This window comes from Candidatus Pelagibacter sp. PS_31, assembly GCF_059417865.1.
Window position 1 is genome coordinate 1,085,754 of record NZ_CM182069.1, and the last position, 11,990, is coordinate 1,097,743.

Here is an 11,990-nt window from a genome sequence, read left to right on the forward strand (position 1 = left end):
GTTGAGATGAGGCACTGAATAAAATATATTTTAATTATGAAAGTTTTCATACTATTCGTATTTATATTTAGTTTTGTTTCTTCTGCTCAGTCATCTCAGAAAGTTATTTTAAATAATCTTTTTCACCAACTTCAAATTATTGATAATTCAAAAAGTGCTGCTCTATTGGAGCAAAAAATTTGGTCTATCTGGAATGAGCATCCTAGTGATTTTAAATTAACTGAAAAGTTAGAGTTTGGAACAGAGTTAATGCAATATGGTGATTATAATTATGCATTAAAAGTTTTTAGTAATATCTTGGAGAATGACCCTAAATGGTCTGAAGCGTGGAATAAAAGAGCAACTGTATATTTTTTAATGAGTCAGTTTAAAAATTCATTAAATGATATTGATAAAGTTTTAGATATAGAGCCTAGACATTTTGGGGCTTTATCAGGACAAGCAAGAATTTTCATAAAACTTCAAGAATATGAAAAAGCAATTAAGAGTATTGAAACCGCATTAGAATTCTATCCATCATTTAAAAGTCGTGAACTAATACCTGAAATTGAAAGATTGATTAAAGAAGATAGTATCTAATTTAATCCTTTTTAGCTCTTTTTCTTGAAATTAACTGAGTTAACGAGTCAACCATTAGATCTGATGCTTTAAATATTTCATTTGATTTGAATTCATGAGATAAATTTTTTTCAGGATCTGATTTATCTTCAATGACTATTCCTTCGTCAGGAGAATTATTTTTTATATAAATTAATAACAGCCACTCTTCATCGGGTGCTTCATCCCATTTAATAAAGATTTCACCAGTTTCAAATCTTTGATCAATGCATCTAAAAATAGACATGTGTCTAGTGATGTGCCTTTTATTTAGCTGAAAAACTAAACTACTGGCACTTCTGTAAAAGCTTTCAAGAGAAAGTTCAATTTTCTGCCTCGCAACTTTATAATCTTTCTCTTTTTGAAGTAAAGTATCTCTATCCTCATCACCTTGGATTTTTACTCCTAAAGCTTCTACTCTCTCTCTAATTTTTTGGTCTCTTATGATCCTATATTTATCTTTTAGTTTCTCTATCCTTGCTTGAAGACCAGCGTAATCATCTCTTTTTTCTTTTAATGAAATCTTTTCAAGTTTTTCTAATTCTTTAATCTCTCTTATTCTAAATTTTTCTATCTGTTTTTCTAATTGTAATTGTTTTAGAAATTGTTTTTGCCTTTCAGCATGTTCAATTCTAAGTAATGCTTGCTCCTTGCGTAAAAATAATTTTATGTCTCTTGCTCTTTCCTTTTCAAGTTTAATTTCTTCTTTTAATGCTTTTTCTTTAAGTTTGGTTTGCTCCTCTTCTTCTTTTACTTTTTGTTTTTGGATTTGTAATTTTTCTTTTTCTTTTTTTTCAATTTCCTCAAGTTGTCTTCTTCTTTTTTCATCAGCTTTTAAGGTTTTATATTCGGATATTCTGTTGGAAATACTATCAAAAAAAGCTTGAATATACTTTTCTAAACTAAAATTAATTTTGAAGTTAAATTCTGGCTTTAAAGAATTTTGAAGCTCAACTACTCTTGATATTAAGGTTGCTTTTTTTTTAGAGTAAGTTTTTTGTTTTTTCTTATTTGTTTTTATATTTTTTCTTATCTTTTTCTTATTATAAATATTTTTTTTTATTTTTAAATTTTTTTTCTGCTTTTTATTTGTAGTTTTTTTAACCTTCTTTTTTGCTAAAGGTTTTTTTTTAGCTAAATTTTTTTTTATTTTTTTCATACTTTAAGAAAATTAGATTTATCAATTAATTACTAATAAATATAGTCTCTTGTTTCTATATTATTGAAAATCTTATTTAATGTATCTTTAACGAATCTATTGTGAAATTAAGCTTACCAAGATATTCTACAAGTTGTTTTTTATCTTTTTCGTTTAAAAGACTAACTGGTGGTATAACATTTTTATAACAATCATCTTGATCTGACATAAAAGAATGTAATCCTGATATTAGATTGTATTGGTCAAAAGTACCCCTAATTTTGCATAGTATCTCGTTTACCGTTTGTTGTTTTTTTTCACTAAAATCTTCGTAAACTTTTCTAGATAAATTAGCAGTTACATTGCAAGTTGCCGTAATAATACCATCACATCCAAGCTCAAGACCCTTTAGAAGTTTTAGTTCTGATCCCGGCATAACTGAGAAATTATCAATTTTTAAATTTTCATATAGGTTATAGGAGCTATCTTTGACACCAACTATTTGTTCTGGAAATTTCTTAACAAGCTCCTTAACACACTCAACACTAAACTTGTAGCCACACAACTTTTCAAAATTATATAAAATAATCTTACTGTCTGGCACAGCTTTAACTACTTTTGAGTAAAATTCTATTACCTCACTATCACCATACTTATAATAAGCTGGTGGCATTATTAAAAAATTACTAAAGTTTAAGGAGTTAGCCACTTTCATTAAATTTATAGTTTCATTTAAAGAATTTAGTCCAGTTCCAATTAAATATTTTTCTCTATATTTGCTCTTCGATAATTCATTTAAGAGACTAATTTTTTCACTTATAGATATAAGTTGTGCTTGCCCAGTGCTTCCAAAAATAGCAACACCATGACAACCTTGATCAATTATTCTTTCTGCATGATTTATGGTCTTTGCTATATTTAGACTTAAATCATCATTAAAAATTGACATTCCAGCTGCATAAATACCTTTAATTTTACTCATATGCTAAACTTATATAAAATAAAAAATTTAGTAAAGATGATAAAGTATTAAATGAAAATTTTAGTAGTACAAAATAAAATGGGAATTGGAGATATGGTAATCTACTTACCTTTTATAGATGCTATTTCAAAAAAATTTAATACACCTCTAAGTATTCTAGCTAAACAAAGTTCAAAAGCAGAACAATTTTTAAGAGATAATAAAAATATTGAAAAAATAATCATTCTTGAACAAGGTAACAATCTCAAGGGTGCTAGACACCAAGGTTTTAGTGGATTTATAAACTTGGCAAAAGAACTTAGAGAACATAACTTTGATAAAATTTTTATTTTTAATTCATCACTTAGATTTTATTTAGTTGCAAAGTTTGCTGGTATTAAAAACATTTATCAATATCCCTTACTTACAAAAAAAAACCAGCATATAATAGATGCTGCAAAAAAATTTATAAATAAAAAATTAAATTTAATTGTAAAAGATGATCCAAAAATTATTATCAATGATCAATCTGTTCAGGATGCAAAATTAAAATTTAAAATCAATAATGATCAAAAAAATATTTTACTTGGCATAGGTGGATCAGGGCCAACTAAAAGAATTCCAGCTATAACATTTATAAAGCTAATTCGTTTAATCTCTAATGCTTATAAGTGTCGGTTTTTTTTAACTACTGGCAAAAATAAAGAAGAGCAAGAAATTTTAAAAGAAATACTTAATACAGAATTTAAAGACAAATGTATTCCTTTAGATGACTTAAGTATAAGAGAAACTTTACCAATAATTAAAAATTGTGATATTTCTATTTGTAATGATTCTAGTTTTAGTCATCTATCGTCAGGACTTGGTATTAAAACAATTGTTTTAATGGCAGACACACCATTAATATATGGGAATTATAGTTCAAAAATGTATCCAATTATCCCAGATGGAGAAAATACAGTAACACATAATACTTTAGGTAAAGAGAAAATTAATCCAGACAAAATTTTTGATCAATTAAAAAAAATTCTTAACTAAGAAATATCTTTTAATACAATCTCTTTAGCTTCATTTACAATCATCGATAACCTTGCAGTCTCTGGTGAAATATCTGGATGTATCTTTTTCTGAATTTTTATGTATGCATTTTTAACATCATCTTTACTAATATTTTTTTTTATATCTAAATTTAAAATTTTGTAGGCTTCCTCTATAGATATTTTAGAAGAATTTTTAACATTTTGATTTTGTTTAAATGAAAATCTCCCAGAGTTTCTAAGTGTTTGTATAAGTCTGAATAAGCCAATTAATTGAAATATTGAAAACCCTTTTAACTTAACTAAAGCTAAGCTCAGTAATGTTAGAGGAATGCTTAATAAAAACTTGCCAGCAACTACAAATAATACTGCTAACATTATCAAACCTAAGAAAATTAATTTTCTTAAATGTTTTGATATTTTTTTTGATGAAGTGTTGGCTACTAATTTAAGTAAAAAGTAAGCAATTCCCAAAAAAACTAGTGTATAAATAATAATATTCATATATTTAATTTCTATCCATGAAAATACCACATCTTAAAAAAAAATCAGAAATAAAAACGTGTCATAATATTAGTTGGGAAGATGATTATAGTTGGATACATCAAGATGACATCCTGGAAGTTTTAAAAGATAGCAAAAAATTAAACCCTGAAGTTAGAAAATATCTTGAAGAAGAAAACTCTTATACTGATTTTCACTTATCAGATACCAAGACCATTCAAAAAAAATTATTTGATGAAATCAAAGGAAGAATAAAATTAGATGATGAGTCTTTACCTTTTAAAGATTTTGACTATGAGTATTGGTCAAAAACAACTACCAAAGGAAATTATTCCATAAAATTAAGGAAAAAAATTGGAACTAATAATATTGAAGAAATTTGGAATGGAGATGAAGAAAAAGAAAAACTAAAAGTAGAATACTTTGGTGTTGGTGATTTGGAGGTTAGTTTTAATGATAAATATTTGGGATATTCTTTAGATACAAAGGGTTCTGAATATTACACAATATATATTAGAGATATAAGTACAAAAAAATTAGTTACTGAAAAGATTGAGGAAACATCAGGTAGTATAACTTTCAGTTTAGATGATCAGTATGTTTTTTATTCAAAACTCGATGAAAATCATAGACCAAGAAAAATTTATAGACACAAATTAGGAACTAAAGTTAGTGAGGATCAATTAATTTTTGAGGAAAAAAGTGAAGCTTTTACGGTTGGAATTGGTTTAAGTGCAGATGATAAATATTTCTTTATCAGCTCTTCAGACCATAATACATCTGAACAATATTACTTTGATGTTAATGAAAAAGATCCCAAACCTAAATTAATAAAAAAAAGACAAAGAGGAATTCTTTATTCTGTTAATTCTTGGGATGGTAAATTTTACAATCATACTAATGAAAATGCTGAAGATTTTAAAGTAGACATTAGTAATAGTTTAGAAAAACCAGACTGGAAAACCTTTATTGCTGCAAAAGATGAGGTTCTAATTGGAGGTTTAACATTTTTAAAAAATTGGATCATTAGATCTGAAACTTCAGATGCTTTAGATAAATTATTTGTAAAAAATATTACAACTGGAATAGAAGAAGAATTAATTTTTTCTGATGAAACTGTATATGTTCCTGGTGCCTCTTTAATGCAAAGAGATAAGAATACAGATGAGATATATATAAGTTATTCTTCACCTAAGACGCAGTCTAGAGTTTATTCTTATAACTTAAGCACAAAAGAAAAAAAATTAGTTAAAGAACAAGAGATCCCATCTGGTCATAATCCTGATGACTACATTGTAGAAAGAGTAGATTGTAAATCACACGATGGAAGACTAGTTCCTCTTACAATTACCAGACATAAAAATACTAAAATGGATGGAAGTGCTCAATTGCTGCTTTATGGTTATGGCTCTTACGGAAGCTCTATGAGCCCTAGTTTTTCTGCTACTAGATTAAGTTTGATTAATAGAGATATCATCTGGGTTACGGCCCATATTAGAGGGGGTATGGAAAGAGGCATGAAGTGGTGGAAAGAAGGAAAGCTGCTAAATAAAAAAAATACTTTTGAAGATTATATTGCTTCTGCAAAATACTTAATTGAAAATAAATATACTTCAAAAAATCAAATAATAGGTATGGGTGGTTCTGCAGGTGGTCTTCTTATGGGTGCCGTAGTTAATCAAGCCCCTGAATTATTTCTAGGAATTATAATGGCAGTACCATTTGTAGACTCTTTGACAACTAATCTAGATCACTCTTTACCTTTAACAGTCGGAGAATTTGATGAGTTTGGAAATGCAAAAGATAAAAAAGATCATTTTGATTATATTTATTCTTATGCTCCCTATAATAATATTAAGAAAATGGATTATCCTCATATGTTGATCACAACAAGTTTAAGTGACAACAGAGTATTGTTTGATGAACCAGCAAAATTTACCGCCAAACTAAGAGAATATAAAACTGATAATAATTTATTACTTTTAAAAACTGAAATGAACGCAGGTCATGGTGGTAAATCAGGTAGAGATGGGGCTATAGAAGAAATTGCACTTGATTATGCATTTGCATTAAAAATTTCTAAAAAAATTTAGTCGTACTATCTTGAAATTTTTAGCTTAATTCCTAAATATCATATGTAAGTCGCCTAATGGGGCTTACTAAATTAACCTTGCTAACAAAGGAGGAAACTATGACAAGTAGGGATCTATCTATATTTAACACTCTAAGACCTTTTTCAATTGGATTTGACGATATGTTTGACCAATTTGAAAATATGCTGGGAAATGGAGGGTTAACCATGCAGTCCAATTATCCACCGTACAACATTAGAAAAACTGGAAAAGACAACTACGCTATTGAAGTTGCTTTAGCTGGTTTTAATAAAAATGATGTAGAGGTGGAGTTTGAAGACAATTTATTAACTGTAAGAACAAAACAAGTTGATAAATCTGAGGACAAATCTGATGATGGTGAAATTATTCATAAAGGTATCTCACAAAGACAATTTGCAAGATCATTTACAATCGCTGAGGATGTGAAAGTTAATGGTGCTGAATTAAAAGATGGTCTTTTAACAATTGCCTGTGAAAGAATTGTACCTGAATATAAAAAGAAAAAACTTATTGAAATAAAATAAGTAAAAACCTTACTTGTGGGGTACATTCCCCACAAGTATTAAGTTTTTTAGAAACAACCGTTTGAAACAAAACCAATCACTATAGAATTAGAATCTACTTCAAATCTTCTTTCGCAAAGTATTCCATATTTTTTGGTGTTGTAAACAAGCTCTAAGTTACCTTTATCATTTTTAAAATCTTCATCTGGCTTACCTAATTCCATTTGCAAATTGCTTGAAGTTTTTCCAATGTATTCACTTAGCTTAGCATTTTCTTTTTCAACAATTGCGTCTGTTTTATTTTTGATTGTTTGACAGCCCGCAACAAAAGTTAAAAGAAATAAGCTTATTAAAATAAATTTTAATTTATGCATGGTTCAATGATAACACTCATAATATGGCATAAATATAAACTTATAAGTTGAAATATGTTGATAAACTTGGATTTTTAAGAGTATTTTCTTAATTAATCTAATATTAGTCCATCTTAATCTTAGGAGGATCAATGTTAGAAAAATATTTCGACTATAAAAAACACAAGACTGATTTTAAAACAGAAGTAATAGCTGGTGTAACAACATTTTTGACAATGGCTTACATTATGTTTTTAAATCCATTTATACTATCAGGTGAATTTGCTGGACCAGAAAAAGGGTTCTTTGAATTTGGAGCAGTATACACGGCAACAATTGTTGCAACAGCGCTTGCTTGTTTCATAATGGCATTTTATGGAAAAACATGGCCGATAGGTTTGGCACCAGGCATGGGAATTAATGCATTCGTTGCATTTGGTGTTTGTGCTGGAATGGGCTATACGCCTCAAGAAGCTCTAGGGGCTGTACTAGTTGCTGGGGTTTTATTCTTAATCATTTCATTAACACCTATCAGAGCCTGGTTAATTAATTCAATTCCAAGAAGTTTAAAATTAGGAATTGGCGCTGGTATAGGATTATTCTTAGCAATAATTGGACTTCAGATCATGGAAGTTGTTGTTGATAACCCAGTAACATTAGTTCAATTAGGTGACTTGAGTGATCCCCTTGTTCTATTGGGTTGTGCAGCATTTATTTTGATGGTTGTTCTTGAAAAAATGAAAATTAAGGGAAATATCATTATTGGTATTTTACTATTCAGTATTATTGCATGGGCTACTGGACTTGCTAAATTTAATGGAATTGCAAGCTCACCACCTCCAATGACTTATCTATTTGATTTTGATTTATCAGCAGCATTAACAGCTGGTATGACAACTGTAGTGTTTACTTTATTATTTGTTGATTTCTTTGATACTGCAGGAACATTAACTTCAGTAGCAAACGTTGCTGGTAAGGTTGATAAAAATGGTAAAGTTAAAGATATTGAAAAAGCGATGATGGCTGACAGTGTTGGAACTGTAGCGGGTGCAATGATGGGAACAACAACTGTAACAAGTTATGTTGAGTCTGGTGCTGGTGTAAAAGCTGGTGGGAAAACAGGAATGACCTCTTTAGTAATTGGTCTTCTGTTTTTGGCTTGTATATTCTTTGCTCCTTTAGCAACAAGTTTACCTAAGCAAATTGATGGTGCAGCTTTAGTATTTGTTTCTGTTCTTTTTGTTAGAAACATAACTGATATTGAATGGGATGATATTGGTGAAGCAGCTCCTGCTATTCTTGCTATGATTGCTATGCCGTTAACATATAGTATTAGTAATGGTATTGCTTTAGCATTTGTATCATACGCATTAATCAGATTATTTACTGGTAAGTTTTCTTCAACTTCACCAGCGATATGGATTATTGCAATCTTGAGTGTCGTTAGTTTTGCAGTTGCTTAAAATATAATTTTTAGGGCTGGAATTATTCCAGCCCTATTTATTTTTCTTAATTATTTCTTCCATAGACATCTCTTCATAATGTTCAGTAGGCTGAACAATCCATGGATCTGAATCTAGTTTAACTGGACAAAAATCTGGTTCAAATGTGGATGATTTTTTTTTCCATAAACAAGCTGTTTTAACTTCATTTATATAATCTTTGGTTGGTTCATAATTTTTTAACCACTCAATACTTTTGTTTAAAGTTAATCCTGTATCAGATAAATCATCTACTAATAAAACTTTATTAAAATCTTTATTCTCAGCTAAAGAACTAATTTCTCTTGCAAACATTAATTGACCCTGTTTATCTTCCATTCCTTTTCCTGAATAACTTTGGATAACTATATAAGCTATAGGTAATTTTAAAATTCTAGAGAGGATATCCAATATGGGGGCTGCCCCTCTCATAATACCAACTAGTACTGTTGGCTTATAATTATTGTAAATTTCTATTGCTAGTTTTTCTACAATTTTTGTATACTGATCAAAAGTGATAATTAATTTATCTGCCATAAAATTTTTTATCATATAAATATAGATAAAAAAGAATAAAAACTATGAAAATTTATGATTGCTTTATGTACTTTGACGAAGAAGTAGTTCTAGACGTAAGGCTTAACACTTTAAATGAATTTGTTGATTATTTTGTAATTGTTGAAAGTATTTACACTCATAAAGGAGACCCTAGAGAACTAAAATTTAATCATAAAAAATTTGAAAAATTTAAGGATAAAATAATTTATATAGTTGATGAAGAAACTTATCCACAAACAGATGAGATAAATACTGAAGATAGTGAAGACGAAAAATCTAGAAAAGCAATTTTTAATGCGGCTTATAGAGAAAATGGACAAAGAAATCTTATAACTAGAGGGCTTAAGAAAGCAAATGATGAGGATATAATAATGGTTTCTGATGTTGATGAAATACCCAAGCTTTCAGAATTAAATTTTAAAAATATAAATGAAAAAATAATTTTGTTTAAACAAGACATGTTTTACTACAAATTTAATTTGTGGTTACCTAATTTAATTTGGACAGGAACAAAAGCATGTAAGAAAAAAAATTTAGTTAACCCTCAATGGCTAAGAAATATAAAAGATCGAAAATATTCCTTTTTTAGAATAGATACTTTTTTTTCAAAAACCAAATATACTAGTACAAAAGTTATAAATGATGGTGGTTGGCATTTTTCAAATATCAAAACACCAAAAGAAATAGAATTTAAATTACGATCTTATTTGCATCATAGAGAGTTTGATCTAAACCCTCTTTCAGTTACGCAGATAGATGAAATTATAAGGAATAAACAAGCAATCTACGATTTAAAGGTTGATAAAACTGTTAATAAAATTGGTAATGGAAGTATTCTTGAAAATTTTGATTTAAACAAGCTACCAGAATATATTGTGACAAATAAAAATAAATTTTTAGATTGGATAGATTAATGAAAGCCTACTGGATCGCTTTATACAAAAGAATAGATAGCCAAGAAAATTTAAAAAATTATGGGGCAAAAGTTACTGGAATAATAAAAAGTTATGGAGGAAAGCCTCTTGTGAGAGGTGGAAAATTTGAAACTTTAGAGGGTGAAACTTACCCTAGAACTGTAATTTGGGAATTTCCAAATCATGAGCAAGCTATGAAATGCCACGATTCTAAAGAGTATCAGGATGGTTGGGCTATAGCTAAAGATACTACTGAGCGAAACCTGCAAATAGTAGAAGGTTTTAGTACTGAATAGGTTCTGGATCTATACTTCTCCAAAGATACCAAGTTGCAACTGAACAGTATGGACTAAATCTTTTGTTTAATAATTTTACATAAGATTCAGGTGGTAGATATTTTTTTTTATAATTTTTTGAAATTCCTCTTAAAAGACCAATGTCTTGTATAGGCCAAATATTTGACCGATTATAAGTAAACAATAAAATCATTTCAGCTGACCATCTTCCAATTTGTCTTAACTGAGATAAATAAATAATAGCCTCTTCATCTGACATCTTAGGAATTAATCTAGGGTTAAATGATTTATCTAATATTTGTTTAGCTAAACTTTTTATTCCCCTAACCTTTTGTCCACTCAATCCACAGCTTTTAAGTTGAACAGAAGAAAGTTTAGAGACTGTTTTTGCATTAATCTTATTTTTACATTTCTTTTTAAATTTCAAAAAAACTGAGTTAGCTGCTGCAACACTGATTTGCTGTCCAATGATACTCTTACATAATGAAAAAAATATATCTTTTCTAGAAGTAAGCACAGCCTCTGAAGGAGATTTATATTTATTTATCAATGATGACATTACTTTATCTTTATTGGATAAATATTTTTTTGCAGTATTCCAATATTTTGGTTTTTTATTCATGTCTAGTTGTTGATGGTATTTTTTGTTTATGATAAATTTCTCTTCTAAAAATTATAAGAGAGGCAAGAACTACAAGCGATGCACCAATTAGTGTTTTTATAGTTGGTATCTCATTCCAAATAAAATAACCAAAAAATATAGCAAATACCAAAGCTAAGTATTTTAAAGGTGCCACCAAAGATACTTCTGAAAGTTTATATGATTGAGTTAAAAATAAATTTGCAGAACCTCCTGTTACTCCAATTAAAGCTAAAAGAATAAAGTCTTGAAAATTTGGCATTTTCCATCCCATTGGAATTGTGGCCAAGCCAGCAATTGAAATAGTAATCGTAAAAAAAATTGAGATAAGCCAAATAGGTTCTGTTATTGATAGCTTTCTAATTGTAATGGTTACAAAAGCCATTCCAATACAAAATATTAGAGGAAGGAAATAAAGATAATTCATACCCTTAAAGCCAGGCTCAGCAATTATAATAACACCTACAAATCCAATTAAGACAGCTAGCCATCTAAAAATACCCACTTTTTCACTTAATAGAAAAATTGATAATACGGTAATAAATAATGGTGCCGCATATGACAGGCTAACAACGACTGCCAAAGGAAGTTCTCTTAACGCAACAACTATTGCAATCAAGGCCATTAAACCCATAAGACATCTGAATAAATGTTCTTTTGATCTTTCAGTTGTATAAAAAGTTTTTAATTTGCCTTTTGGAATTAAAAAATATGTGGGCAATAGACCAAAAAAGCCTCTAAAAAATAAAACTTCCCCAGTTGGATAGTCGCTTGACCATTTTACCAGCAAATCCATAACGGAAAAGGTGCATACAGATAGAAACATGTACAAAAAACCTAATTGATTTTTAGTTAGCATAGCAATAATTTGTAGATCAAATTAAAGTATAATCA

Annotated in this window: 14 protein-coding genes; 7 read left to right on the plus strand and 7 right to left on the minus strand. The window is 28.7% G+C overall.

The genetic code is table 11. The features are described from left to right. Nucleotides 1-36: 36 nt before the first annotated feature. The gene (locus tag AC5SLN_RS05750) at nucleotides 37-579 is read left to right on the plus strand and encodes a tetratricopeptide repeat protein (RefSeq protein WP_494593186.1); all 543 of its coding nucleotides are present in this window, start codon (nucleotides 37-39) and stop codon (nucleotides 577-579) included. Between the two features lies 1 nt (nucleotide 580). Here the strand turns inward: AC5SLN_RS05750 and AC5SLN_RS05755 are convergent, their stop codons facing one another. Continuing rightward, complete coding sequence (locus AC5SLN_RS05755) at nucleotides 581-1,756, minus strand: hypothetical protein (RefSeq protein WP_494593187.1); 1,176 nt, start codon at nucleotides 1,754-1,756, stop codon at nucleotides 581-583. A 76-nt stretch (nucleotides 1,757-1,832) separates the two neighbouring features. Further along, complete coding sequence (locus AC5SLN_RS05760; RefSeq protein WP_494593189.1) at nucleotides 1,833-2,717, minus strand: dihydrodipicolinate synthase family protein; 885 nt, start codon at nucleotides 2,715-2,717, stop codon at nucleotides 1,833-1,835. A 51-nt stretch (nucleotides 2,718-2,768) separates the two neighbouring features. Between AC5SLN_RS05760 and AC5SLN_RS05765 the strand changes: the two genes are divergently transcribed. After that, on the plus strand, nucleotides 2,769-3,734 hold the full coding sequence (locus AC5SLN_RS05765) for a glycosyltransferase family 9 protein (RefSeq protein WP_494593191.1): 966 nt from the start codon (nucleotides 2,769-2,771) through the stop codon (nucleotides 3,732-3,734). On the opposite strand, the gene AC5SLN_RS05770 is transcribed toward AC5SLN_RS05765, so the two are convergent. Next, nucleotides 3,731-4,237: a J domain-containing protein gene (locus tag AC5SLN_RS05770; RefSeq protein WP_494593192.1), complete on the minus strand. Its 507-nt coding sequence runs from the start codon at nucleotides 4,235-4,237 to the stop codon at nucleotides 3,731-3,733. The genes AC5SLN_RS05765 and AC5SLN_RS05770 overlap by 4 nt on opposite strands. 17 nt (nucleotides 4,238-4,254) lie before the next feature. Between AC5SLN_RS05770 and AC5SLN_RS05775 the strand changes: the two genes are divergently transcribed. Next, a complete protein-coding gene (locus tag AC5SLN_RS05775) occupies nucleotides 4,255-6,330 on the plus strand; it encodes a S9 family peptidase (RefSeq protein ID WP_494593193.1) in 2,076 nt (691 codons plus the stop codon). Between the two features lie 98 nt (nucleotides 6,331-6,428). After that, complete coding sequence (locus tag AC5SLN_RS05780) at nucleotides 6,429-6,875, plus strand: Hsp20 family protein (RefSeq protein WP_006997730.1); 447 nt, start codon at nucleotides 6,429-6,431, stop codon at nucleotides 6,873-6,875. A 47-nt stretch (nucleotides 6,876-6,922) separates the two neighbouring features. On the opposite strand, the gene AC5SLN_RS05785 is transcribed toward AC5SLN_RS05780, so the two are convergent. Continuing rightward, entirely contained in the window at nucleotides 6,923-7,228 is a 306-nt protein-coding gene (locus tag AC5SLN_RS05785) for a hypothetical protein (protein WP_494577879.1), read from the minus strand. 131 nt (nucleotides 7,229-7,359) lie between these two features. Between AC5SLN_RS05785 and AC5SLN_RS05790 the strand changes: the two genes are divergently transcribed. Continuing rightward, on the plus strand, nucleotides 7,360-8,670 hold the full coding sequence (locus tag AC5SLN_RS05790; protein ID WP_006997728.1) for an NCS2 family permease: 1,311 nt from the start codon (nucleotides 7,360-7,362) through the stop codon (nucleotides 8,668-8,670). 33 nt (nucleotides 8,671-8,703) lie between these two features. Here the strand turns inward: AC5SLN_RS05790 and AC5SLN_RS05795 are convergent, their stop codons facing one another. Then, entirely contained in the window at nucleotides 8,704-9,240 is a 537-nt protein-coding gene (locus tag AC5SLN_RS05795) for a phosphoribosyltransferase (RefSeq protein WP_271487501.1), read from the minus strand. Between the two features lie 29 nt (nucleotides 9,241-9,269). On the opposite strand from AC5SLN_RS05795, the gene AC5SLN_RS05800 reads away from it, so the two are divergent. Further along, nucleotides 9,270-10,160, plus strand: a complete 891-nt coding sequence (locus AC5SLN_RS05800; protein ID WP_494593195.1) for a glycosyltransferase family 17 protein — start codon at nucleotides 9,270-9,272, stop codon at nucleotides 10,158-10,160. Next, on the plus strand, nucleotides 10,160-10,456 hold the full coding sequence (locus AC5SLN_RS05805) for a DUF1330 domain-containing protein (protein ID WP_494593196.1): 297 nt from the start codon (nucleotides 10,160-10,162) through the stop codon (nucleotides 10,454-10,456). The genes AC5SLN_RS05800 and AC5SLN_RS05805 overlap by 1 nt, the downstream gene beginning before the upstream one ends. On the opposite strand, the gene AC5SLN_RS05810 is transcribed toward AC5SLN_RS05805, so the two are convergent. After that, the gene (locus AC5SLN_RS05810; protein ID WP_041185768.1) at nucleotides 10,443-11,078 is read right to left on the minus strand and encodes a DNA-3-methyladenine glycosylase family protein; all 636 of its coding nucleotides are present in this window, start codon (nucleotides 11,076-11,078) and stop codon (nucleotides 10,443-10,445) included. The genes AC5SLN_RS05805 and AC5SLN_RS05810 overlap by 14 nt on opposite strands. After that, nucleotides 11,071-11,955 (minus strand): DMT family transporter, encoded by an 885-nt coding sequence (locus AC5SLN_RS05815; RefSeq protein ID WP_494593197.1) that lies wholly within the window; start codon nucleotides 11,953-11,955, stop codon nucleotides 11,071-11,073. The genes AC5SLN_RS05810 and AC5SLN_RS05815 overlap by 8 nt, the downstream gene beginning before the upstream one ends. Between the last annotated feature and the right edge of the window lie 35 nt (nucleotides 11,956-11,990).

Bases quoted from the DNA above. Each gene is read 5' to 3' on its own strand.
- AC5SLN_RS05750 (WP_494593186.1), top strand. From the start codon at position 37: ATGAAAGTTTTCATACTATTCGTATTTATATTTAGTTTTGTTTCTTCT.
- AC5SLN_RS05755 (WP_494593187.1), bottom strand. From the start codon at position 1,756: ATGAAAAAAATAAAAAAAAATTTAGCTAAAAAAAAACCTTTAGCAAAA.
- AC5SLN_RS05760 (WP_494593189.1), bottom strand. From the start codon at position 2,717: ATGAGTAAAATTAAAGGTATTTATGCAGCTGGAATGTCAATTTTTAAT.
- AC5SLN_RS05765 (WP_494593191.1), top strand. From the start codon at position 2,769: ATGAAAATTTTAGTAGTACAAAATAAAATGGGAATTGGAGATATGGTA.
- AC5SLN_RS05770 (WP_494593192.1), bottom strand. From the start codon at position 4,237: ATGAATATTATTATTTATACACTAGTTTTTTTGGGAATTGCTTACTTT.
- AC5SLN_RS05775 (WP_494593193.1), top strand. From the start codon at position 4,255: ATGAAAATACCACATCTTAAAAAAAAATCAGAAATAAAAACGTGTCAT.
- AC5SLN_RS05780 (WP_006997730.1), top strand. From the start codon at position 6,429: ATGACAAGTAGGGATCTATCTATATTTAACACTCTAAGACCTTTTTCA.
- AC5SLN_RS05785 (WP_494577879.1), bottom strand. From the start codon at position 7,228: ATGCATAAATTAAAATTTATTTTAATAAGCTTATTTCTTTTAACTTTT.
- AC5SLN_RS05790 (WP_006997728.1), top strand. From the start codon at position 7,360: ATGTTAGAAAAATATTTCGACTATAAAAAACACAAGACTGATTTTAAA.
- AC5SLN_RS05795 (WP_271487501.1), bottom strand. From the start codon at position 9,240: ATGATAAAAAATTTTATGGCAGATAAATTAATTATCACTTTTGATCAG.
- AC5SLN_RS05800 (WP_494593195.1), top strand. From the start codon at position 9,270: ATGAAAATTTATGATTGCTTTATGTACTTTGACGAAGAAGTAGTTCTA.
- AC5SLN_RS05805 (WP_494593196.1), top strand. From the start codon at position 10,160: ATGAAAGCCTACTGGATCGCTTTATACAAAAGAATAGATAGCCAAGAA.
- AC5SLN_RS05810 (WP_041185768.1), bottom strand. From the start codon at position 11,078: ATGAATAAAAAACCAAAATATTGGAATACTGCAAAAAAATATTTATCC.
- AC5SLN_RS05815 (WP_494593197.1), bottom strand. From the start codon at position 11,955: ATGCTAACTAAAAATCAATTAGGTTTTTTGTACATGTTTCTATCTGTA.